This window comes from Phyllobacterium sophorae, assembly GCF_003010965.1.
Lineage (GTDB): Bacteria > Pseudomonadota > Alphaproteobacteria > Rhizobiales > Rhizobiaceae > Phyllobacterium > Phyllobacterium sophorae.
This window is the reverse complement of sequence record NZ_PGGM01000009.1, coordinates 100,190-123,267: the sequence shown is the minus strand read 5'-3', so window position 1 is coordinate 123,267 and position 23,078 is coordinate 100,190. Positions and strand designations below refer to the sequence as shown.

At 55.6% G+C, this 23,078-nt stretch carries 17 protein-coding genes; 6 read left to right on the top strand and 11 right to left on the bottom strand.

Annotated elements, in window-relative coordinates; genetic code table 11:
- Window positions 1-10: 10 nt before the first annotated feature.
- The gene (locus CU103_RS18955) at window positions 11-739 is read left to right on the top strand and encodes a heme-copper oxidase subunit III family protein (RefSeq protein WP_106665607.1); all 729 of its coding nucleotides are present in this window, start codon (window positions 11-13) and stop codon (window positions 737-739) included.
- 9 nt (window positions 740-748) lie between these two features.
- Window positions 749-1,084 (top strand): cytochrome C oxidase subunit IV family protein, encoded by a 336-nt coding sequence (locus tag CU103_RS18950; protein ID WP_106665606.1) that lies wholly within the window; start codon window positions 749-751, stop codon window positions 1,082-1,084.
- A gap of 54 nt (window positions 1,085-1,138) precedes the next feature.
- Here the strand turns inward: CU103_RS18950 and CU103_RS18945 are convergent, their stop codons facing one another.
- From CU103_RS18945 to CU103_RS18925, 5 genes are all read right to left on the bottom strand, one after another.
- Window positions 1,139-1,963, bottom strand: a complete 825-nt coding sequence (locus CU103_RS18945; protein ID WP_106665605.1) for a DUF2189 domain-containing protein — start codon at window positions 1,961-1,963, stop codon at window positions 1,139-1,141.
- 165 nt (window positions 1,964-2,128) lie between these two features.
- Window positions 2,129-3,544, bottom strand: a complete 1,416-nt coding sequence (locus CU103_RS18940; RefSeq protein WP_245448882.1) for a hypothetical protein — start codon at window positions 3,542-3,544, stop codon at window positions 2,129-2,131.
- Window positions 3,541-6,390, bottom strand: a complete 2,850-nt coding sequence (locus CU103_RS18935) for a peroxidase family protein (protein ID WP_106665604.1) — start codon at window positions 6,388-6,390, stop codon at window positions 3,541-3,543. Before CU103_RS18935 ends, CU103_RS18940 begins: the two co-directional genes overlap by 4 nt.
- Window positions 6,391-6,492: 102 nt before the next feature.
- Entirely contained in the window at window positions 6,493-8,202 is a 1,710-nt protein-coding gene (locus tag CU103_RS18930; RefSeq protein ID WP_106665603.1) for a thiamine pyrophosphate-binding protein, read from the bottom strand.
- A gap of 311 nt (window positions 8,203-8,513) precedes the next feature.
- Window positions 8,514-11,033, bottom strand: coding sequence for a patatin-like phospholipase family protein (locus CU103_RS18925; RefSeq protein WP_162707166.1), 2,520 nt, complete (start codon window positions 11,031-11,033; stop codon window positions 8,514-8,516).
- Window positions 11,034-11,189: 156 nt separating this feature from the next.
- Between CU103_RS18925 and CU103_RS18920 the strand changes: the two genes are divergently transcribed.
- From CU103_RS18920 to CU103_RS18900, 4 genes are all read left to right on the top strand, one after another.
- Window positions 11,190-11,783: a transglycosylase SLT domain-containing protein gene (locus CU103_RS18920; protein ID WP_106665601.1), complete on the top strand. Its 594-nt coding sequence runs from the start codon at window positions 11,190-11,192 to the stop codon at window positions 11,781-11,783.
- Window positions 11,784-12,183: 400 nt separating this feature from the next.
- Window positions 12,184-13,605, top strand: coding sequence for a PAS domain-containing protein (locus tag CU103_RS18910; protein WP_106665599.1), 1,422 nt, complete (start codon window positions 12,184-12,186; stop codon window positions 13,603-13,605).
- Window positions 13,602-14,699, top strand: a complete 1,098-nt coding sequence (locus CU103_RS18905) for an EAL domain-containing protein (RefSeq protein ID WP_170117061.1) — start codon at window positions 13,602-13,604, stop codon at window positions 14,697-14,699. The genes CU103_RS18910 and CU103_RS18905 overlap by 4 nt, the downstream gene beginning before the upstream one ends.
- Before the next feature lie 133 nt (window positions 14,700-14,832).
- Window positions 14,833-15,492, top strand: coding sequence for a peroxiredoxin (locus CU103_RS18900; protein ID WP_106665597.1), 660 nt, complete (start codon window positions 14,833-14,835; stop codon window positions 15,490-15,492).
- 31 nt (window positions 15,493-15,523) lie between these two features.
- On the opposite strand, the gene CU103_RS18895 is transcribed toward CU103_RS18900, so the two are convergent.
- The 6 genes from CU103_RS18895 to CU103_RS18870 form a co-directional block, all read right to left on the bottom strand.
- The gene (locus CU103_RS18895; protein WP_106665596.1) at window positions 15,524-16,615 is read right to left on the bottom strand and encodes an ABC transporter ATP-binding protein; all 1,092 of its coding nucleotides are present in this window, start codon (window positions 16,613-16,615) and stop codon (window positions 15,524-15,526) included.
- A gap of 68 nt (window positions 16,616-16,683) precedes the next feature.
- Window positions 16,684-18,138 (bottom strand): ABC transporter substrate-binding protein, encoded by a 1,455-nt coding sequence (locus CU103_RS18890; RefSeq protein ID WP_106665595.1) that lies wholly within the window; start codon window positions 18,136-18,138, stop codon window positions 16,684-16,686.
- A 44-nt stretch (window positions 18,139-18,182) separates the two neighbouring features.
- Window positions 18,183-19,211, bottom strand: coding sequence for a carbohydrate ABC transporter permease (locus tag CU103_RS18885; protein WP_106665594.1), 1,029 nt, complete (start codon window positions 19,209-19,211; stop codon window positions 18,183-18,185).
- Window positions 19,208-20,083 carry a carbohydrate ABC transporter permease gene (locus CU103_RS18880; protein ID WP_106665593.1) on the bottom strand — a complete coding sequence of 292 codons (876 nt, stop codon included), beginning with the start codon at window positions 20,081-20,083 and terminating at the stop codon, window positions 19,208-19,210. The genes CU103_RS18885 and CU103_RS18880 overlap by 4 nt, the downstream gene beginning before the upstream one ends.
- Window positions 20,084-20,095: 12 nt before the next feature.
- Entirely contained in the window at window positions 20,096-20,551 is a 456-nt protein-coding gene (locus tag CU103_RS18875; protein WP_106665592.1) for an RbsD/FucU family protein, read from the bottom strand.
- Window positions 20,552-20,690: 139 nt separating this feature from the next.
- The gene (locus CU103_RS18870) at window positions 20,691-23,075 is read right to left on the bottom strand and encodes an aldehyde dehydrogenase family protein (RefSeq protein WP_106665717.1); all 2,385 of its coding nucleotides are present in this window, start codon (window positions 23,073-23,075) and stop codon (window positions 20,691-20,693) included.
- Window positions 23,076-23,078: the final 3 nt, after the last annotated feature.

Here is a 23,078-nt window from a genome sequence, read left to right as displayed (position 1 = left end):
GGGTGTGACCATGCATGAATCCGCCAAAACAAAGCCCAGTGCCACCCCTGCCCTCCCGCGGCCATCAGGATTAAGTGGCTTTGCCGCAGATTGGGCCTCGGACCAGCGGACGTTCAAGAACGTTTCCTGGGGCAAAGCCATGATGTGGATATTCCTCCTCAGCGACACCTTCATCTTTGGATGTTTTCTTCTTGCCTATATGACCGCGCGCATGTCCACGACGGTGCCTTGGCCCAATCCAAGCGAAGTCTTCGCGCTAAATATCGGCGGACAGGAAGTGCCACTTATCCTAATTGCGATCATGACTTTCGTGCTCATCAGCAGCAGCGGGACGATGGCGATGGCTGTCAATTTTGGCTACAGGCGCGATCGCCGCAAAACGGCTGCGCTCATGCTGTTGACGGCTCTGTTTGGCGCAACATTCGTTGGAATGCAGGCGTTCGAGTGGACCAAACTGATTTCGGAAGGTGTCCGCCCCTGGGAGAACCCATGGGGCGCCGCTCAATTCGGCTCGACCTTTTTCATGATCACCGGATTCCATGGAACCCATGTGACGTTCGGCGTCATTTTCCTGATCATCATTGCCCGCAAGGTCTGGCGTGGAGATTTCGACCAGGAGAGGCGCGGCTTTTTCACGAGCAGAAAGGGCAATTACGAAATCGTGGAAATCACTGGCCTTTACTGGCATTTCGTCGACCTGGTCTGGGTCTTCATCTTCGCTTTCTTCTACCTGTGGTGAGGTCACGCTATGGCACAAACTGCAACGCACACGGAACATCAGCAACATCCGATCAAGCTCTACCTCGTCGTCTGGGGGTTGCTGTTCGTTCTTAGCCTTTTTTCATATCTGGTAGATTATCTCCACGTGCAGGGCTATCTCAGATGGACATTGATACTGCTCTTCATGGTCTTGAAGGCAGGCTTAATCGTTGCGATTTTCATGCACATGGCTTGGGAACGACTGGCTCTTGTTTACGCCGTGCTGCTGCCGCCTATATTGGTGCTCGTCTTCGTGGCAATGATGGTTTCGGAGGCGAATTACACGCTCTTCACCCGGTTGGCTTCCTTCGGCGCAGCTCCATAGATACATAACGGCGCGGCATTTGCAGCCGCGCCGATTCTATCTTCTGGCAAATGGTTACCTGGGCTGGTTTGCAGCTTCGCGTGGCAGAGGTACAACAACCTTGCGATAGAGATGCCATGTCGCATGTCCCAGCACTGGTATGAAGATAGCCAGACCGACGAACAATGTCAGAAAGCCAACCAGCAGAAGTGCAGCAACGATCAAGCCCCAAAGTGCCATTTCGACAGGATTAACCAGAACGGCTTTGATTGAAGTGACGACCGCCGCCAACGCCCCGACGTCGCGGTCGAGCAGAAGCGGAAACGCGATGACGGTTGTGCAAAGCACGATGACAGCGAAGACGAAGCCAATCGCATTTCCGAGGATGATCATTCTCTGCCCTTCGGGGGTGTTGAAGACCTGATCCATGAAGGCGCTGATGGATTCCGGCGCCTGCGGCCCGAAAAGATTGGTATAAAGTGCTTGAGCGGTCAGTATCCACGCAATGAAGAATACAAACAGCATTACGCCAACGGCCACGATGGAAGGTATAGCCGGCGATTGCCTGACTTCCAGGGCATGTTTCCACGACGTATCGAGGTTGAGTTCCCGCCGCCTGCTGATCTCATAAAGGCCGAGCGCAGCGAAAGGCCCTATCAGGGCAAAGCCCGACATCAATGGAAATAAAAGCGGTAATAAATTGGCTCCCGAAGTCCAACGCGCGAGAACCAGCCCGGCAATTGGATAAATCAGGCAGAGAAAAACATAATGTGAGGGCTTTTCCCAAAAGTCGTCCAGCCCTTCGCGAAGCGCGGCAAAAACATCTGCTACACTAATTCGGCGCACGTCAGGATAGACGCTTGTTTCACTTGCACCAGCTATCACATGAAATTGTGCCATGAACAATTCTCCCAATCTCGTTCGGAGCGGGAAAGGCACCAGTGGCACCGTGCAAAGAGCGGGGCCATGAGACCTATACCTGCACAAATGAAAACATAACCTGATCGACTTTGTTTTGCCAGAGCTATCAGGAACCGCCGATCCGATGTTCGGGGATAGCGTTTGCTAGTGCCAGTCCCGGTGATGATTATAGTGCGCATCCGTCAGCCCGTTACGGAAGAAGCGCTCATAATATTCTATATCGACATGATGAACCTGCAGCCAAACACCAGGTATGTGAATAGCGTCGCAGTGGGCCGGGAACCGGCCATGGGTGTCATAGATGTATGTGCAGATGTCTTGCACGCATTCGATCACTTGCGGGCTATAGACAGCGGCCTCGGCCAAATAACGATCACCGTAGCTGCCCTTGTAAATCCTGGAGAACAATGATTTGTCCATATAAAGACCCTTGTCTCCAAATTTGTCCGTGATGACAGCCTGTACGGCATCTGCCATCGAATCGTAATATGGCGGTGACATGCCTTTGATCAGGTATTCTCCCTTGTATCGCAGGCCAATCGGGTTGCTTCGCACGTTTGAAAATCGCGGCAATGGCACGTGCCAGCGTAGCAGGTCCATGATGCGCCATCGCGGCGTGACAACGTCAAATCCGAGCATCGAACCATAGTCTTTTGTGAACTTGGGATCGCCGATGAGCACTGGTGGGCTGATGGAAGCATGGATCCAGCCCCCAAGCCCCATCGCATCGGCGGCCAAGAACAGATTCTGAAGCAAAAGGTCTGCCTCGATCTGTGTGCGCAACGAGCCGATGGCGCCAAGTGGGACCTTCAGATCCTTGTTGAGAAAACCCTTCTTAACCCAGCGTTTCACGCCCGCCGAACGGTAGAAGTTACGATCGTCCACGATCGCCGGCCTCGCGCCATCCGGTTGAGTCAGAAGGTACATCAGCCCGTTGATATATTGCCGCGACAGATCCACCACCGGAAGGAGCACGGTGGTGCCCGGCAAGTTCGACAAGAAGCGATTGGAATCAAGATATGCCGGGAAATCGCGCTTGCCTTGAGCTACATCCAGCCGGCGATCCAGGATTCGGACCTTGGCTTCACCAGCTCGCCGCATGAGCCGTTCTTTACTGAAAGCAGTCTCACCGTCTTGCGGGGGAGGCAGGTTGCGAAGAAAATAGGTGCCGGTATCGTTTATCAGGAAGAAATGCGTACCTTGTGCATTGTCGGGGCTGCCCGCCGTGCGCCCGTACATGTTCAGGTTCGGCTTGGCCATGATCGGCTGATGCGTCTCCGGATCCTCGAACGGGCGGTCCGGCATTGTCAGACCGGTGCAACCTGTCATGGCGATCAGAACTGCCTCTTCCAACTCTGATAGCGGTTCGCGGGGCCGGATTGACGCATAGGACATTGTGCCAGCCAAAACCGAACTTCCCTGGCTGACACGATGGGTTCGACGTCGCCAGATCGTATCGATCAGCGGCCTTTTAAGGAAGGCATCAAGCCCAGGGTGTCCGGTGGAAGCTGCCGAAGAGCCGTTGGCCGATGCAGCCTCAGTTTCATGTGTGTCAGTCATGATGGTCTTTCTGGAGGAACTCCCTTGCTGCTCGGAAAGATCGGGCGCCAGGGCGCGAAAGCACTGCCCGTACGGGGCAGAACCGAGACGAGGTCGGGGCAATGACGCAGGATGACGCTGGTCATGCTGTTACTCGCGATCCAGTCCATTCCGAACGGTGAATAGATTTCGGGCCGGAAATCAACAGTCAGGAACCGGTCGCTTTGCAGCCGCCGCGACGCCATCAGGATAAAGATGCGGAAGGCGGTGTCGCTAAAGCCGAAACCGGCGGGGGCTGGCTCAGCGAACAATCCGACGACCGTATCGACGCGATCGATGCTGCCATAAATCTCCTTCAGCAGGCGGACGTCTTCGGGGCTCGTCGTAAGTTCTTCCCAGCTTTTGATCCTGGGCCGATGCAGTCCGGTGCGGAAGTCATTGTAACGCGGTACGCCGCGGCGCCGCGTTCGCACCAGGTCAACAACGGAAAGGTCGATGATCTCGTTGTCGCGTTCGAGCGCAAGGAGCGAACGCGGAAAATTATGGAGTGTGATGGCACCGGGATGAGCAATCCCAAACGAATATAGTGCATTCCGAAGACCGAACGCCCTCATGCAGTCATCTGCAGCCGCACCCTGGATATCCAGAAAACCTCTTTCCGCGATCTTGGTCCCGGTTGTGTGGTCATAAAAGCAATAGTCGTCCGGCAGCAGCGGATGCATGCGGTACACGGTGACAAAGTCTTCTGTCAGTGAGTACGGCGCTCCGTGATGGTCAGGCAATGTCTTGGGAATTCCTGTCAAGGCATGGGCGTCAATCAGCCAGATGCCCAGTTTTGTCAGCCAGTCATTCGCCGGAGGACCATTCCAATTACTCGAAAGACCAACGTCTATTGCCCTCGTCGCAAGAATCGCCGGCGTCCATTCAACCGTGTGAATCTTGGCGATAAGCGCGGAAACAATAAGGCGCGCAGTCTGGTAGATGCGTTCGTCGTCCCAGGTGCGATATCTCGATCTGAGTTCGTCACACAGAAGATTGTGCTCGCGTGCGAATAGCGTATGCAACGCGCCGAGGCCCAACCACCAGCTCTCGTTGAAGCCTGTGACCTCGAATCCTTTAAGGTCGACGGGTAAGTGCCCGTCGACCAGCTTGAGCTTTGGACCATCGCGCAGCAATCCGGCTTTCACACTGTCAGGGCCGTAGACCTCGGACCCATCCCACCATTGCGAGGCATTGTTGCCGAAATAGATGGGCGGCCGATTAGCTCCCTGTTCGCGCCCAGCCACATTACTCGCAATACGCATGACGTCTTCGGCGGGCCCTCCAACGTAATTTTTCCAGGTCATGCCTTTTGGCAACGGGACAACAACGTCGTCTTTGCCCAGCGGATTTCGCGCATGGTTGACCCAATCGTGGACCTGGAACTGGATCCATGCGGCAGCAAGGATATTCAGTGAACGAGCTGGAATGAATGTGTCACGATGAAGAAGTTCCCGGGCCACCGTCACAGGATTGGGTGTGTCAAACAGGTCCGGCGCAAAGTCTGGTTTCAGGTTTCTACCAAACGCCGAGCCGATCGCTCCCATCTTCGGCTGTGACAGATCGTTGAAGCTGCCGTCATAGGTCCGCGCCTGACGAACGTCCTCTCCGGCGTCTGTTGGCGGGACGGGCCGAGCCGCCGGCGGCGCTTCACCAATTTCGGTGTCGATCAGGTTCCTATTGCGCAAAACATGGCGAAAAGCGTCGAGGTTAAGCAGGCTAAGCCGCAACGACAGTCTGTGCCATTCAACGTAGCGATTTACGACGGCGAAGGCCGCCCGGGCGGCTCCGCCAAGAACACGGTTTCGAAGTGGCAACTCGGACCGCCAGCGATAAATATGGCGATGAGCGGAGCTCGCATCGTAGACCGCCTTCCTTGCCCGGTTGAGATTGCCTAGCGGGCGGAACTCGTCGGTTGTATTCCAGGGATTGAAGGAGAGCTCGTCAATCAGCCTCGCGTCGGTGAAAGCTTCAGCAATCCCTGCGCCTGGCTTCGATATCATGAGATCCGCGACCTTGACCGGAGGCGAGGCAGTGGTCGTCCATTCAATGGCAGTATCTTCTATCGGGGTCTTGGTAGGATCGACATAGGGCTGAATGCATAGCTCGAAATGAACATCGCCACGATCGAGGCGACGGGCGAATTCGTTCGACAGATAGCCGGGGTCTTTGTCCGATGGCTCGGGTGCGGATGGCGCATCAGGAGCGGGCCGCAACAAATAGCGCACAGCGAGCGTCTCGCCCCAGCGAATGGCCCCTCTGCTCCAATACGTCTCAAGGGCCAAACTGGAGACTTTGCGCTTGCGGGCCGCGGTGACGTTGCGGAGCATGCGTATGACCTCGGAGGGTCCGAACTTGAACAGCAGGCACACCAGTCCGGCAACTTTGCTCAAGATGCCGCCCGCTGTTGCCTTCGCAAATGCCACGAATTGTTCCGCATTGCGCGCATGAGAAACCGGGAAATTAGTCGCCAGCAAATCATGCTGTTCATTTTCAGAGACCTGAATTCGAAGCGCGACACCACGCATATCCGGCTTGTAGTCCGCTTGCCCAAATCCGTTGGCATTCGAGAAACGGACAATGGTCGTATAGGACTGCCCCGGCTTCACGAATCCGGCACACAAATCGGCTGGAAGATCCTCCAGGAATTTCAGCTTGGCATCGATTGCGGCAAAGATCGCCTTGCTATGAAATGCCCGCTGAATTGTGGGAGCACTGCTGTATTTCTTGGTCTTGAGCTGGACGCCCATCATGTCCTGGGCCAAGCGCTCGAACATCACCCGTTCGGCCTCGGGATCACCTTGATACTCTTCACGCCACGTCGACATTGTCTCACTTTCCCCCTTGCATTACGCAACGACCTGAAAATGCGTAGTCCCGGCATAAATCAAAACTCTCCCGATCGGTTGGAACCGGGCTACACAGTCTCTTCAATCACGATGGATCCTCTCGCCCAATCTTTCGACCAAACCTGCCAGCACCCCCTCGGGCGATGAACTGTAGTGGGGGAGCTCCAGGCGAGAGATATGGGCGTCGATAATGACGGGTTTGTTAAGGACAAGCGCCGCCTCGAAAGCCGCCTCGAATTCCTTAAGCGTCTCCACGCGAAAACCCATCGCACCGCATGCTTTGGCGTAAGCGACATAGTCAGGATTATTGAACTCCACCAGACCGGATTCACGATACGTCGCGATCTGATATATCTTGATGAGTTTAAACTCACCGTCGTTGAAGATAATCCAGATAATGGGAAGGCCGTATTGCACGGCAGTCAGGAGTTCAAAACCCGATAACAGGTAACACCCGTCGCCGCACCCAACGATGACGGGTTTATCGGGATGAGCACATTTGACGCCAAGTGCGCCATTGACACTGCCAGCCATGGGGCCAAAGCCGCCAGGCTTGCGGAAATGCTGATCTGGCGTGAGCTCAAGATAATATCCGAGCCATGCCAAGTGGGCGCCTGCATCGGCGAGCACGATAGCATTCTCGGGGAGCCGCCTGGAGATCGCCTGCGCCATCTGGCCAGGGTGGATCTTGCCGATCAGATCGACAATTTTGTCTTTGCTGTAGTCATAACGCTTGAACGCGCGCGGCGGCAGCGGATCGAGTGAGGGAGACATCCTGTCCAGCAGCGCCTCTATGGCAAGTCTCGCATCCGCTATGATAGCCGCATCCGACTTGTAGACTTTATCAATCTCGCCCGCATCGATGTTGATGTGAATGAGTTGCTTGTCGTTAAGAAGATCTTCGCGAAAATTGAATGTTGCATGCTGGGCGAAGGAATTCCCAACCGCAAGGATGACATCGGCCTCCTGGAAGGCTTTCCGGGCGGCCTTGTGACCACTGTCGCAAAATACGCCAATCGAAAGCGGATGGCGCTCCGCGATGATGCCCTTGCCGTCCAGTGTGGTGACGAAGGGAATCTGGTAGCGTTCCAGAAGAGCCTGCAATTGCGGCCCCGCATTGCTGCGTATTGCTCCGAAGCCAATAAGGGCCAGCACCCTTTTGCCTTTGGACAGTGCCTTGATCAACCGAGAGCTTACCTCCTCGACTCTCGCAAGTTCGGGAAGCACGGCTTTGATGTGAAGGTCTATATCCCGGTAGTTGTGTACCGAAACGCTCCGGTCGGTCAGGTTCTCGGGAACATGGATATGGACAGGGCCTGGGCGTCCCTCAAAAGCCAGATTGACGGCTTCTTCCAGAACATAGCAAACCTCGGAAGCGTCATCGAGGAGATACGACTTCTTTGTCGTCGCGGCAAACATCGTCTGGGAATCAGGCGTGCGCCTGAGGCCGGATGTTTCGTTCAACGCGCCCTTGCCCTTCCAATTGAGTGACGAAAAACCGGAGATCGCCAACACGGGATAGGAATCGGACATTGCGACCGCCAACCCCGAAAAAAGATTGAATGCACCGGGGCCGGCTGTCGCGAAGCAAACGCCAAGATGGCCAGAATACATCGCGTAGCCACACGCCATAAAAGACGCCGCCTGCTCATTGCGTGTGATGATTGGCCTGATCTGCTTTGAATGCTTAAGGGCCAGCATCAGACCAGCGGCATTTTCCCCAGCGCCGCCAAATGCTGCGCCAACACCGGCACTTTCCAACCCCTTGACGATCGCCTCGTAGATCCTCATCGCAAGTGCACTCCGGTCGCGCGGTACTGGCACCGGCGCAACAAATACTCAACAGCGGACCCAAGAGAGCCTCGCTTATAGGTGGCGGCTATGCATTACAGATCGTATTTCTGGTAAATCTTGCCTTGCATGACTGTCAATAAATGCGGTCTTACAACGGACTGAACTGTCCAATATCATAACATTCTTTGAATGACTTGCAATCTCTTCGGATGAGCCTAGCCACTCCTAACCCAAAGGGATTAGAACCAAGATGGCGGGTTCCAATAAACAGATTCCCTACCGCGACACGCAGCCAAGGCCGAGATTGATCATTCGTCAATTTCTGACGGAGTGGAGATATGGGCAATTATCGAAAGTCTCATGGCAGGTGGGATATTTAGCAATTCCAGCGCCGTGGTAACCTCCTCTTTCCAACCGGGAGGAGGCGATTCCGGTTTTGCAAAATCGTCGGTGCCGTCAAGAAGCCGATGCGTTGCATGAAAGCCAAGGCAACGATAGGCCTCAAATTGCTCTTCGCTGAAAAACTGATCGATGGTGGTTTCATGCGGAAAAGCAACGTTACGCCGCTTGTAGTCGAGAACGTAATCATTCTCGTCGCCGCTAAGCGATGACTTGATATATATAAGAACGCCGCGTTCATCATCATTATACCTGATGATGCCGATTGCAGCATGCGGACCGTGCGCCCCAGGGGGCCCGTCGGGTCCATATAGCGCAGTAGATGTCACGCCAAGAGTGCCGCTCTGGAGGGTCTGCCATGGCAGCTCAATTCTGACCCCGAGGTCAATACGCGCCATCACTTCCAGATTCACGAGTGAGGGGAATGTCATGTTCGGGTCAGCGTCCGCATCGACGGCAATAATGACTTTGCAACGGCGTCGAAGGAGTTCGTAGATGCCGAGGTTTTCGATGTGCCCTCCGTCAGTAAGGTATACATTGAGCCTCTTCTCATTCAACAAGCCCGCCGTTTCGACTGCAAAAAACCAGCTCCCAATGTTTGCGCGCCAACGATTTAACCGGTGGCGAAAAGCGTCCAACTTGCCCGGATTGGCCAGCCAGTACCCGAGCCGGATATTCAGCAGCGAAAGACTAAACCTCAGGACCTTGATTGTGCTCCGCCCCATATTCGCGGAAGCCGCAGCACCGGATACAGCCATTGCTGTCGCCAGGCTAAGATCCGGGACGACCGCCTCCATCTTTCTTATCGGCACATAGCCCGTCCAGCGGCTCCCCACATGAAGGGGACTGAAGATGAAGGTATCCGCGTTCCGCCCGCGCTTGTTCAACTCCTCCGAACCCTCAAGATTAATTGCCGTATTCGTGAGGAGGTAAGGTGCGAAGGCCGTGGCGGGCAACCAGGCGCCCGTCTCGCTATCCTGAGGTTTCAACGATGAGAATTTCCAAGTGTCTACGGCGCTGGCGGCGTTTCGCGAACCAATCATGGCTCGCTCGAACAGGAAGGCTCGACTAAGGCGATCGCGGTAGAGCCGGTGAAGCGAGTTCGAGTTCGGCCCAATCAGCAGCGTTAGTGCCACGAGGACAATTGCGGCAATGAGATATGACGTGCCTATTGGCCCTATTCCTTGCAACGAGGGCAAGGACCAGTTCACATCGCACATGGTCAGCTCTTGCAACCAGCCGGGGGTCTTTACTCCGCAGCCGACCCCGGCATCGGCTCGAATGGCCCAAAAGCTCAGATAGATATAAGCGATCCAAAGGAGCAGTGGCACAATCACCGCTGCAAAATAGAGGGCTACACGGCTCGCATACTTTTTTGCGATTGCGGTCCAAGTGGCTTCTCCCAATGAAGCCTTTGCCAAATTTGCCAATTTTTGAGCAACCATGACGAGGATCGCCGCCAGAGGCGCCAGAAAGGCCGCGAGCGCCGGAAGAAACTTTGCAAATTGCGAAAGGAGGCTTTCCGCCGACACCGGCTCCATGCTGGTGTTTGCCGCATTGGTTGTACCGGTCACCATGCCGGCGAGGACAAATGGCTGTGCTTCGAACAGGGCAGCCAGCACGACCAAAATCAACATCAAACCGAGAACCCGCCCGAGATTTTCTCGAGATCGGAGGCTGCCTGTGCGGAACGTCAGCGATGTGTATATGGCGCTTCCGAACATCAGCACCGCTGTGACAACGATGAGATTGAGGGTCTGTGGAAACGGTCTATACAAATCAGGATTGCTTACCAGGGGATTTGAAGCAATCGTAAAGACAGCAAGGAGAAGCAGAACCGGTAGAACCATCACGACATTGACGAGGAGGCCCCGCAACACGAGCGCAGCGCTCACCAGGTAGTCAATCATTCCATTCGGGGCCAGAAAGTTTGAAAAATCTCGCAAATGCTGAGTCTCTGGAGTCTCTTGTTCATCGAGCCTGCTGTCGAACGGAAACGTGGCATTTTCCTGCATAAGGCCAGCGACAAGAGAAGTTCCGATATATCCACCACCAGAGACGGCCGAGATGTAGTCAATTGCATCGAGAACCTCGGATTCATCGTGGTTCGAAAGTGAATCAAGTGCCTGCAATACGCCAAGTGAGAATGAGGCCGAGCGGATTCCCCCGCCTGACAATGCCAGGCCAATCAGGCCACTGCCCCCCGAGATACGGATAGTCTCCCGGTTTGAGGTAACACCCTGCTCAAGCGACACGTCTTTTCGCGGGGTGACAGACGGCTGACGGACGGGCGCTGGGCCTGATGGAACGTCTTTTGCAGTGCGATTGCTTGCGCGAGTCTGCGCAAGCACGCCACTTTGAATTGCGCGGCGCCGGTAATTGATGGCATCGAGTTCGTTCTGGAAAATATCAGCGAACGAAAGGACCACTTCACGCCTCCGATCTTCCTTGAAGATGTCAGGTGTTCAGTCGCGTATCACAATTTTCAAATATGCTAGTTGAAATCCAGCTGGAGCACCAGCACCACGGATGGCGGCGCGCATTTGGCAAAAAACTCTTAACCTTTGCGCATTATACGATGGGCCATGCTGCGAACGCGACTAACATTCGCCACGGTAACCGTAGTGTTGCTGGCTCTTGCAGGCTGTGCTTCTGCGCCCGGCCAAATCAATAACGTCTGTGCCGTCTTTGAGCAAAAAGATGGCTGGTTCGACAACTGGTACGTCGCAGCCAAGCAAACGGAGAGAGAATATGGAGTGCCGGTCCCGATCCTGATGGCGACCATCCGCAAGGAGTCCGGCTACAAAGCAAACTCCCGCCCTCCCCGCACCAAACTATTTGGTTTCATTCCGTGGAAGCGTCCCTCAAGCGCCTATGGTTTCTCACAGGCTCTCGACGGAACATGGGCGCAATACAAGCGAGAAACAGGCAAATATGGGGCGGATCGCAACGATTTCGCCGATGCGGTGAACTTTATCGGCTGGTATCATCAGCAAAGTCACCTGAAGAACGGCATTGCGATTGACGACGCATACCATTTGTATCTGGCATATTATTTTGGGCAATCTGCCTTTGCCCGTGGGGATTGGCAACGCAACGCAAACATGCAGAAAGTCGCCCGTAGCACGGCCGAGATGGCCAATAGCTATGCGGCCCAGCTGCAGAGTTGCAGTCTATGAACCCAAAGACGTAATTCTATAGTCGTTGTGCCGCTTTTGCGGCCTTTGAAGGCGAACATCTGATCTTCACATATTCGTTCGAAGAACGGCCGACGATGGCTGTGTTAGCGACATAGGCTTGACCTTGCAGCCCACACATCATCGCGTTGCTCACCTGTGGACCTATAATCACATCAAGTGCAGTGTTCGTTTGACAATCGACCTGCGAAAGATTTGCTGAACATATCAGAATTACGACTTGAAGCATTGCGTCACCCCTATGTGAACAGTTGTCCCTCCTCCTTTGAAAAGATACTCCTTTCTTGCTGCATTGCAATATATAATGCTGCATCGCAATATGTAGGTCGCCGGCGGTCAGACATTAACTGTATTTTGCCGCTTTCCGTGGTAGCTTCCCGGCATGACAGACGTTCGCAATATGCGCCTGCACTCGAGACCACATACGGCACCCGACAAAGCTGAGGCTAATCGGTGGAGCTTTGCGCTGGAATCGGCCGGGCTTGGCGTCTGGGATTCCAACCTCGTGACCGGGCAATGCTATTATTCATCGACTTGGAAGAAGATGCTTGGCTACCGGGAGGATGAACTTGGTGACCGCGGCGATCTCTGGTTGACACTGATTCATCCCGACGATCGGCAGCGGGCGATCGAGAGCGGTGAGCGGCATATTTCCGGCGAAACCCCCCAGATCGAAACAGAGTTCAGATTGCGGCATAAGGATGGGCACTGGGTGTGGGTGCTGGACCGCGGACGTGTCGTCGAATGGGACGCTGCCGGAAAGCCAACAAGAATGATTGGTGTCCAAACAGACATTACCGATCAAAAGAACGCCGAGCATCATCTGACTCTGCTGAATGAACGCGTTCAACTCGCACTTGATGCCGGTCAAGTCGGCCTTTGGCACTTCAACATAGAAACCGAGACCGTCCTGTGGGATCGGCGGATGCGTGAGATATTTGGGATAGGCCCGGGTCCGGAGGAAGTGCCGAGGGTTACATGGCACAAACTGTTGCATCCAGACGACGCAGCGATGGCGGAACGGGCAATTGAAGACACGTTCAAAACCGGCGCGCCAATGAAGATGAGCTACCGCATCGTCAAGCCGAACGGTGAAATTCGGCATGTTTTTGCCCTTGCCCGCCTCGTGCGGCAGGAAAGCGTCGCTCATATGTTGATAGGCAGCATATGGGACATCACCGAGCAGGTTCTCAACGCAGAGGCGCTGGCGCGAGAAAAGGACCTGTATCGCGTTACACTCCAGTCCATTGGCGACGCGGTCCTGACGACCGATGTTGAAGACCGCGTTACATTCGCCAATCCTGCGGCCGAAAGATTGCTTTTGCGCGACGCAACATCGCTGATTGGATTGCCCGTGGGCAACATTCTCAATCTCATTGACGAAGGGACCGGGAACATTCTCACTTCGGCTACAAGGCGGGCGATGGAAAGCAGGTCGACCGTCGACCGCGAAGAAAATGCTCTCTTGGTGCGAAGCGATGGAGAGCGCCGTTCCATACGAGACCTCGCCTCGCCCATTTTCAATGCAACTGGCGCCGTCACCGGTTCGGTCCTGGTCGTTCAAGACGTCACGACCGCACGCCATTTGCAGCGGGAACTTTCGCATGCAGCCACCCATGACGCTCTTACCGGACTCCTCAATCGCAGGGCGTTTGAATTGGCAACTTCGTCGGCGATTGAGCGGGCCCCTGGTGTCACCTGTCATGCATTGCTCTACATCGATCTCGATCGCTTCAAGATGGTCAACGACACGCTTGGTCATGCTGCTGGAGATGCTTTACTGAAATGGCGACTTCGAGCATGAAGAATGCTCTTCCCAATGAAGCGATTCTCGGGCGGCTTGGGGGTGATGAATTTGCGGCTCTGATCCCCATCTCGGATTTTGAGTATGCAGAACAGGTTGCTGCGCAACTCATCGGCGAAATCCGCGAAATTCGCCTGGATTGGGGTGGAAAGATCCAGGAGATAGGCGCCAGCATTGGTATCGCTGTTCTGGATGATACGGAACTTACTCTCAGTGAAATAATAGCGCGTGCCGACGCGGCCTGTTACGCCGCCAAGGCGGAAGGTCGCAATCGAACCGCAATCTACGATCCCGACACTGGCGCGGCGCGTCAGAATTTAGCGAGCATCCAGGCTGCTTCGGGTATTCTGGAAGCCCTGTCAGCAGGCAGGCTGGAGGTTTATGGTCAACAGATCCGCGAAATCTCCGATACAACAGACCATGTTGTATACATCGAGATTCTTTCGAGAATGACCACAAATGATGGGACCGTCATCCTTCCGTCCGAATTCATACCGGCGGCGGAACGCTTCGGACTTATGGGGGTCATCGACAGGTGGATCATCCAGCATACGCTGGAGACATACGGACACCGGTTGATGACGATGGACAATGTCTCCATAGCAATCAACCTGTCGGCAAATACAATCAGCGACCCGACCCTCTGGTCATTCTTGCAGTCAATAATGGAGCAAACAAATGTCGCCCCGTCACGCCTTATATTTGAGATAACTGAGACGACCGCTGTCAATAATTACGAGGTAGCGGAACAGTTTGTCAGGAAAGCCCGGGCCGCAGGATGCCGTATTAGTCTCGATGACTTTGGGGCCGGTCTCAGCTCATTTGGATACTTGCATCACTTCAACGTGGACAGCATCAAGATAGACGGAGCATTTATCGAAAAATTGTCCAACAGCCGGTTGAATCAGGCCGTTGTCGCGTCCATTGGCGGTGTGGCGCGCGAGCTCGGGGTCGACGTTGTTGCCGAACATATTGAAGATGCGGATGCTGTCACCATTTTGCGGTCACTCGGCATTGGCTTTGGCCAGGGATTTCTGTTTCATCGCCCCCAACCGCTTGAAATTTTGCTGCACGATTTGGGTGCGCGGGATTGAGGCGACAGTGATGTTCTTTCGCACACGCTCGTGATAACCTGAAAGCCTGAGACCAGCATGGAGCCACGCTCGCGGAGCTGGCCCGTGCCCCTCAGATTCGGCAACCATTCCACATAAAGATGGGAGAATAGCGATGGGCCTTCGCATCAATGACACTGCCCCGGATTTTACCGCCGAAACAACGCAGGGCGAAATCCATTTTCATGACTGGATCAAGGATAGCTATGCTGTGCTATTCAGCCATCCAAAGAATTTTACTCCAGTCTGCACCACCGAACTCGGTTATATGGCTGGGCTCGCACCAGAATTTGCCAAGCGGAATGCCAAGATCATCGGCATTTCGGTTGATCCCGTTGAAAGCCATGACAAATGGAAAGCGGATATCAAGGCGGCGACAGGTCACGAGGTTGATTATCCACTCATCGGTGACAAAGACCTGAAAATCGCGAAGCTATACGACATGCTGCCGGCCGGGGCAGGTGACACTTCAGAAGGCCGCACGCCCGCGGACAACGCGACCGTACGCTCTGTTTTCGTCATTGGTCCCGACAAGAAGGTTAAGCTCACCATCACCTATCCGATGACGACGGGTCGCAATTTCGATGAAATTCTGCGTGCCATCGACAGCATTCAGCTGACCGCCAAGCACCAGGTCGCAACCCCTGCCCAGTGGAAACAGGGTGAGGATGTCATCATTACCGCTGCTGTTTCGGATGAGGACGCGATGCAACGTTTCGGTGGATTCGAGCGTGTCTTGCCCTATCTGCGCAAGACCAAACAGCCGGCAGGCTGAGGATCATTCTCCATTGGCCGGTCTCTTCGGATTACCGGCCAATCGCCTCGCCCGTGCTCTTCAGAAAGAAGTGCATCTTGTCAGGCTCGATCGGTACGTTGATGACATCATCGTGGGCGATTCTTGAGCCCGCAGACACCTGAGCCGTGAAAGGCGCGGTGCCGGCCGTGCCAATGGCCAGGGTATGAGGCCCAAGCGGTTCGATATCGGCGACCTTCAATGGGATCGTCGGGAAGGAGGGATCGACGGTCATCGTGTGCTCGGGGCGAATGCCGAGCACAACGGGTTTGCCGGTAGCTTCCGCCAGCTTGGCCACCCGGTTTTCCGGGATGGGGATCACCACATCGCCCGCGGTACGGAACACCATGGCAGTCCCGCTGCGCTCCAATGAACCCTCTATGAAATTCATACTCGGCGCACCGATAAAAGCCGCCACGAAAATATTCTTTGGCAACTCATAGAGCGTAATTGGATCTGCCGCCTGTTCGATACGACCCTGGTTCATCACCACAACGCGATCCGCCATGGTCATGGCTTCCACCTGGTCATGCGTCACATAGACGATGGTAGTCTGCAGCCTGCGATGCAACAGTTTGATTTCTGTACGCATTTCGATACGCAGCTTGGCATCAAGGTTCGACAGCGGCTCATCGAAGAGGAATACGTCCGGTTGACGGACAATGGCGCGGCCAATGGCAACACGCTGACGCTGGCCGCCCGAGAGCGCACTTGGCTTGCGGTTAAGATAAGCACCTAGATTGAGGATACGGGCAGCCTCCGTCACGGCTTTGTCGATTTCGGCCCTGGTCGTGCCACGTACTTTCATGCCGTAGCCAATATTCTCGGCAACTGTCATATGAGGATAGAGTGCATAATTCTGGAAGACCATGGAGCAATTGCGCAGGCCAGGTCGAAGGGCTGTAACGTCGCGGTCACCGATACGGATTTCGCCAGATGTGGCCTGCTCCAGTCCAGCAATCATCCGCAAGGTGGTGGTCTTGCCGCAGCCGGAGGGGCCAACCAGAACCACGAATTCCTTGTCTGCGATTGCCAGATCGAGCGGTGGGATGACCGAAACGCCACCAAAAGATTTGGTGACCTGTTCCAAACGCACTTGGGACATGCTTTGCCCTTTTCGAGAGAGTTGAGGACCCGCCCCGGAAACTTCCGGAGCGGGACGACGTCAGAAGCCTATTTTTGTGGAAGGCCCATCGATGCCCGATAAGCTGCCAGCTGCTTGTCGCGCCCAAACTCATCTGTCAGCTTGTTCCACTGCTCGGCGACACTGTCGAGCGCCTGTTGCGGTGTGGATTCACCGGCAAGCGCCTTGGAAAGCTCGATTTCGAGGATTTCCGTGTAAGAGAAGTACCCGGGCAGACGCATATCGAGAGCGACGTTCTTCGCCGTCACAGAATCCTTCTGAGCGCCAAGATATTCTTTGGCCTCGCGCTGGCTGAATAGTTTCGACCACAGATCGAGATTGGTGGTGTGCGAAATGCGGTAGGGGTTCACACCGGTACCGCCGGTGATCGCTGCCTGACCGGAAACTTCGGGACTGGTCAGATACTTGATATAGTCCCAGGCGGCTTCCTGCTTCGTGGAAGAAGCTGGAACAGCAGCCTGCCAGCCGCCAAACGCCATGAAGGGAGATTCGACGACGTGGTCGAACTTGTCCCACTTCTTGGTTTTGTAGTTCCAGATCTCATCGGAACCGGGCAGCATGGCCGACCCGACATTGCCCGAGACTTTTGATTGTTTCGGATCGGCGGCAATCACGCCAGTATCGCCCCAGCCGATAGACTCGGCCGCCTGGCCGCCGGCAAAGGCCGCATTTACTTCGCCGAAGGAGAAGTTGAGGGCATTTGGAGGCGCCAGCTTTGACGAGCGGATATACTCCTCAAGGCCGCGCACCCAGCCGGGGTTGTTGATTTGCGCATCCATTGTGTCTGGATCAAAGAACATCGAGCCCTTGTGATCGGGGTGGTTGGTATAGCCTGCCGCATGACTGAAGAAGAACCAGAACTGCTGGCCGCCACGACGGAAAGCCTCCGCGGTACCCCAGATCCCCTTGTCGGGCTGCTGGAAGAATTCGGCAATGTCGAGATATTGCTTCCAGGTCTTCGCCGGGGCCAGATCATAGCCATACTTTTCCTTGAAGGCTTTCTGGTTATCCGGGTTTTCGAAGAGATCGATGCGATAGGTATAGGTGTGCACATCGCCATCCATGGTCTGCGACAGCACCTTGCCATTCCACACCATCAGCGATTCGCGATAGACGGGCGCGATGTCTTCCCAGTCAGGGCCCGACTGCATGGCTTTGGGCATTTCCGAAAGATAATCGGTGAAATCCGGCGCCCAGGCCGGGGCAAAGGCGATCACGTCGAACGTATCCTCGCCCGAGGTGAGCGTCGTGACGATCTTCGGATAGAGCTCGGACCAGGGAAACTCCACAACATTCACCTTGCCGCAGGTCTTTTGTTCCCAGCCTTTGGCAGCAAGCTGCAGGGCCGAGGCAATATACGGGCCCGTTTGGGTGGTAGCCGACAGTGTCACGCCGGTATAGTCCGGATCGCACGCTAAGGCCGATGTGGCGCTGGACATTGCGAGCAATGCCATGGCTGTTGAACCAATTAAGAATTTCCTCATCTGTTCCTCCCTGGATTAAAATGATGATGGTGTACCGTGGACGGTCACTTGATTGCTCCCAAAAGCAGGCCAGACCGCATCAACCTGCTCAAAATCCCCGCCATGATGACCATAGGTATGATCGCGACCAAAGCGGCTGCCGATATTGCCCACCATTCATCGCCGCGCTGGCTGTTCTGTCCAGCAACCAGGATGGGAAGGGTTTGCCATTTCGAACTGGTAAGGAAGAGTGCAAAGAGAAACTCGTTCCAGACGAAGGCTAGCGTGATCATGAACGTAGCGATCAGTCCCGGCTTGGACATGGGCACCACGATGCCGAAGAAAATCCTCCACGACGGCACATTGTCGACCATCGCCGCTTCTTCGACCTCGATTGGCAATGCCTCGAAAAAGTCGCGCATCAGCCAGATCACGATCGGCAGCGAAAAGGCAACATAGGCGAAGGTCAGGCCGACATACGTATCCACCAGCTTCACACCCATCTTGCCCATTTCCGTGTACATCAGGAACAGGGCAAAGGCAGCCACGATCGGCGGGAACATGCGTTGGCTCACGAACCAGAAAACGATGTCATTGTTGCCCAGAACCGGTCCGGGGAGCCTCAGCCGGCTTGACGCAACTGCCAGCGAAAGCGCGGCCACGAAGGCGTAGATCAGCGATGGTCCTTGACGAAGGCCCAAAAAATTATAGCCGATCAGATAACCACCGAAAGCGATGACGACAAAAATCACAGCGGACAGCAGTTTCACTTCAAAAGTGAAACGTACCAGCGCATAGGCGGCCATAGATCCAATCACCGTCGCAAGCAGTGAGGCAGACAGGCCGACGATCGTCGATGCGATGAAGGTATTGTAGAACTGGCCGCGCTGACCCGAGAGAAGCTCGCTCCAGGCCGACAGGCTCGGTTCAAAATCGACAAACGGAATGTAGGTGGGTCCGCCGACCACCCCAAGCGGGGTCTTGAAGGATGTAATCGCCACCCAATAGAGCGGGAAGAACGTGAATGTCAGCCAAAGCAGGCATCCCGCCAGAGCCCACCACCGGCCATTTCCTTTGAGTGCGCGCACGCTCATTTGTGCTTCTCCAGATATGGCTTCAGGATGGCGAGATAAACGAGGCCGATGATCGTGATCACGATGAGGAACAGAAAGGAAAGTGCTGAGGTATAGCCAAGATTGAACTTCTTGAAGCCTTCCTGATAGGCAAAGAGCGTTAATGTCTCCGTGGAAATGCCGGGCCCTCCGCCGGTCATGACAAAGACCGTATCGATGATCTTGTAGCTCTCGATCAATCTTATGAACACAACCGCCACGGAGATTGGCAGCATCATGGGAAACGTGATCCCCCAGAACTGCTGCCACGGGCTCGCATTCTCCAAGGCGGCCGCCTCATAGACATCGTCAGGCAGCGTTTGAAGTCCCGCGAGCAGCATCAGGATGACGAAGGGTGTCCATTGCCACACCTCGACAGAAATAATCGCGCCGATGGCCCATTTCGTTTGCGTTAGGAACGGGAGGTTAGGAAACCCGAACAACGCCATGAGTTCGTTGAGCGGCCCCATGGTCGGATTGAGAATTTGACGGGCGATGAGAGCCACGGCCACCGGTGCCACCAGCATCGGCAGCAAGAAGCCAACGCGGAAGATGCCTTCACCGGGAACCCTGGCGTTGAGCGCCAGCGCGATGGCGAAGCCAATGATGTACTGCAACGCGACCGCGATAAAGGCAATAATCGACGTCGTCCGCGCCACGTGCCAGAACCGCGGATTCTGCAGGAGTTCAATATAGTTGCCGAAGCCGACAAAGCGCGGCGGGATTGGCGGCACGAGCCGCAGGCTCATAAAGCTCGTTGTCAGCGAATAGATCAGCGGAAAGATCGAGATAACCAGCACGATCAGCAGTGCCGGCCAGATGAAGACATGTTTGATGGGATCGTTACGGGTCATGCCGCAACTCGCTCAAATGGAGTCCGGCGGTATGACGCCCTTGGTGAACAGGAAGCAGCCATAGAAGCGGGTTTCTCCAGTGGTGATTACGCAATAAGCATTCTTGGCTTCCTCGTAGAAGGCGAAGCGCTCAATGCCGTACATCGGCGCCGACTTGCCTTCGGCGGCATCGATCTCCACTTGAACTTCCCGCTGTACCGGAGGAATTTCACCCGGAGCGCCCATGATTTCCATGCGTCCCGCGGACGGTTGCAGCGGCGTATCCAGAGGCATCACCGACAGGATGGCCCTGATTGCGCGCGCCGCCGGCACGTTGTCGATCCGCAAGAGTTTGCCAAGCCGGGTCTGCCGCGCGATCGCATCGGAAGGGAAATTGGTGTCCGATACGACAAGCGTATCGCCATGTCCCATGGAACGCAGCGCATGCAGGACATCCGCATTGAGAGCCGGATCAATATTCTTGAGCATAGAAGTCCTCCCTGATCGTCATTTCCCCGGCAAACGCACCGAGAAATATCCTCGAAGCCACCAGCCGTCGCCCGCTGGCAAATGCCTTTTATCCCACTTCGCCACCATCCGTTCCTTATCGGCCGGGAGCGCAGACCCCCTATTCGCCGTAAGGGATCCAGATATTCTTGACATCGACGGCACGGCGCAGAAACAATGCGCCTTCCCCTGCCGCCCTGTCCATCCAGTCCGTCAACGCGCCATAATCAACAAAAGTCCGTTTCAGATTGCCGGCCGACAGCATTTCCACCATGGTCGAAAGCTCCGTTGTTCCGAAAGCCCACAGTGCATCCACATCGTTGTGCGCGGCAAGGGTCTTTGCAAGTTCACCTGCCGATCCGGTGACGATGTTGACGACACCGGCCGGTACATCCGAGGTTTCGAGAATGGAATAGAGATCCGTGGCAGCCAGCGGATAAGGTTCGCTCGGTACGGCGACGACGCGGTTGCCGGTAGCAATCAGCGGTGCCACCAGACTGATGAAGCCAAGCAATGGGGCTTCTGGCGGGCAGATAACGCCCACTACGCCGAGTGGTTCTGGCATTGCGAGAGCGACCCCCCGAAGCGGTGGCGTATGAACCACACCCTCGAATTTGTCTGCCCAGGCGCCGTAGGTGAACAAACGCGAGATTGAAGCGTCAACTTCCGCTTTTGCAGCGGCTGCCGAGGTGCCGCTCATCGTACCAATTCGATCGGCGAACTCATCCGCGCGGCCGCTCAGGTTTTCCGCGATGTAGTAGAGTATCTGCGCCCGATTGTGAGCGGTTGCGCTCGACCAGGCGGTCGCGCTTTGCGCGGCCGCGACGGCATTGCGGATGTCCTTGCGATTGCCCTCCCCGACTTCGCCAATCTTCCTACCCTTAGGCGAGACAATCGCGCGCGAATAGTTGCCGTCCGGTCGCGCCTGCTTGCCCCCGATAAACAATTTGGCAGTTCGGTCGATGGTGGATAAGGCAAAATCGCCGGAAACCGCTTTCAGTTCGGGCAGATTTGGCAGCGCGCGGAGCTTACGCCCGAGCCAGGCTTTCGGCTTCAAATACTCATAACATCCTTCGCGTCCGCCCTCCCGGCCGAATCCGGATTCGCGTTTTCCACCAAAACCCGCTGAGGCATCGAAGAGATTGGTCGCGTTCACCCACACCACGCCCGCGACAAGTTTTGCCGCGACGTTCAACGCCAAGCCTATTGTTTCGCTCCAAACACTGGCCGCCAGCCCGTAGCGCGAATGGTTGGCGAGCTGTATCGCTTCTTCTGGCGTGCGGAACGTCATGGAAACAGCGACGGGGCCGAAGATCTCTTCAGTGGCGACGATGGAAGTCGGCTGGACGCCGCTGAGCAGTGTCGGCGGGTAGAAACTTCCACCTTTGGGCATCTCGATTTTGGCCTGGTGCAGTGCAGCCCCGTCCGCCACGCCTTGTTTAACGAGCGCTTCAATACGGTCGAGTTGCACCGGAGCAACGATCGCGCCCATGTCGATGCACTTATCCAGCGGTTGCCCGACGCGCAACGTCTGCATACGGCGTTTCAGCCGCTTGTGAAAAAGGTCGGCTATACCTTCCTGCACGAGCAATCGGGAACCCGCACAGCAGACCTGGCCCTGATTAAACCAGATTGCGTCGACGACGCCTTCGACCGCACCATCGATATCCGCGTCGTCAAAGACGATAAAAGGCGATTTTCCGCCGAGTTCCAGCGTAAGCGATTTGCCGCTGCCGGCGGTCCGTTCACGAATAATCCGACCAACTTCCGTCGATCCCGTAAAGGCAATCTTGTCGACATCGCCGTGCTCGACAATGTGCGCGCCGGTTTCGCCCTCGCCGGTAACAATGTTGAGCACGCCCGCCGGAAGACCGGCCGTTGCGGCCAGCTCCGCGAAAAGAAGCGCAGTCAGCGAAGTGAATTCGGCGGGCTTCAACACGACGGTATTGCCGAGTGCCAGCGCAGGTGCCACTTTCCAGGCGAGCATCAGGAACGGAAAGTTCCATGGAATGATCTGGCCTACGACGCCGACGGGCAGATGATCGGCAAATTCCGTTTCCTGAATCTGGGCCCAACCGGCATGATGATAAAAATGGCGCGCCGCCAGCGGCACGTCAATGTCACGGGTCTCGCGAATCGGCTTGCCGTTGTCGATGGCCTCGACAACGGCAATCAGGCGGGCGTGCCGCTGGATCGTTCTTGCGAGTGCGTAGAGGTGACGGGCGCGGGCATGGCCCGGCAGCTTCGCCCACAATGTCTGCGCCTTGCGGGCTGCGCCGACCGCATTATCCACATCGGCCTTGTCGCCAGAAGCCAATCTCGCCAAGAGATTGCCGGTGGCGGGCTCGAAAGTATCGAAACTCCTGCCCGATGCCGATGGTACGAAGGTGCCGTTGATGAAGTGGCCAAAACCCGATGCATGTCGTGCCAGCCAAGTGCGCGCTTCGATATCGGCTTCCGGTGCAGGTCCATAGGACATTTCGTCAAAATAATCTGCGACTGTCATCTG

Coding starts and splice junctions, on each gene's coding strand:
- CU103_RS18955 (WP_106665607.1), top strand. CDS start 11: ATGCATGAATCCGCCAAAACAAAGCCCAGTGCCACCCCTGCCCTCCCG.
- CU103_RS18950 (WP_106665606.1), top strand. CDS start 749: ATGGCACAAACTGCAACGCACACGGAACATCAGCAACATCCGATCAAG.
- CU103_RS18945 (WP_106665605.1), bottom strand. CDS start 1,963: ATGGCACAATTTCATGTGATAGCTGGTGCAAGTGAAACAAGCGTCTAT.
- CU103_RS18940 (WP_245448882.1), bottom strand. CDS start 3,544: ATGACTGACACACATGAAACTGAGGCTGCATCGGCCAACGGCTCTTCG.
- CU103_RS18935 (WP_106665604.1), bottom strand. CDS start 6,390: ATGTCGACGTGGCGTGAAGAGTATCAAGGTGATCCCGAGGCCGAACGG.
- CU103_RS18930 (WP_106665603.1), bottom strand. CDS start 8,202: ATGAGGATCTACGAGGCGATCGTCAAGGGGTTGGAAAGTGCCGGTGTT.
- CU103_RS18920 (WP_106665601.1), top strand. CDS start 11,190: ATGCTGCGAACGCGACTAACATTCGCCACGGTAACCGTAGTGTTGCTG.
- CU103_RS18910 (WP_106665599.1), top strand. CDS start 12,184: ATGACAGACGTTCGCAATATGCGCCTGCACTCGAGACCACATACGGCA.
- CU103_RS18905 (WP_170117061.1), top strand. CDS start 13,602: ATGAAGAATGCTCTTCCCAATGAAGCGATTCTCGGGCGGCTTGGGGGT.
- CU103_RS18900 (WP_106665597.1), top strand. CDS start 14,833: ATGGGCCTTCGCATCAATGACACTGCCCCGGATTTTACCGCCGAAACA.
- CU103_RS18895 (WP_106665596.1), bottom strand. CDS start 16,615: ATGTCCCAAGTGCGTTTGGAACAGGTCACCAAATCTTTTGGTGGCGTT.
- CU103_RS18890 (WP_106665595.1), bottom strand. CDS start 18,138: ATGAGGAAATTCTTAATTGGTTCAACAGCCATGGCATTGCTCGCAATG.
- CU103_RS18885 (WP_106665594.1), bottom strand. CDS start 19,211: ATGAGCGTGCGCGCACTCAAAGGAAATGGCCGGTGGTGGGCTCTGGCG.
- CU103_RS18880 (WP_106665593.1), bottom strand. CDS start 20,083: ATGACCCGTAACGATCCCATCAAACATGTCTTCATCTGGCCGGCACTG.
- CU103_RS18875 (WP_106665592.1), bottom strand. CDS start 20,551: ATGCTCAAGAATATTGATCCGGCTCTCAATGCGGATGTCCTGCATGCG.
- CU103_RS18870 (WP_106665717.1), bottom strand. CDS start 23,075: ATGACAGTCGCAGATTATTTTGACGAAATGTCCTATGGACCTGCACCG.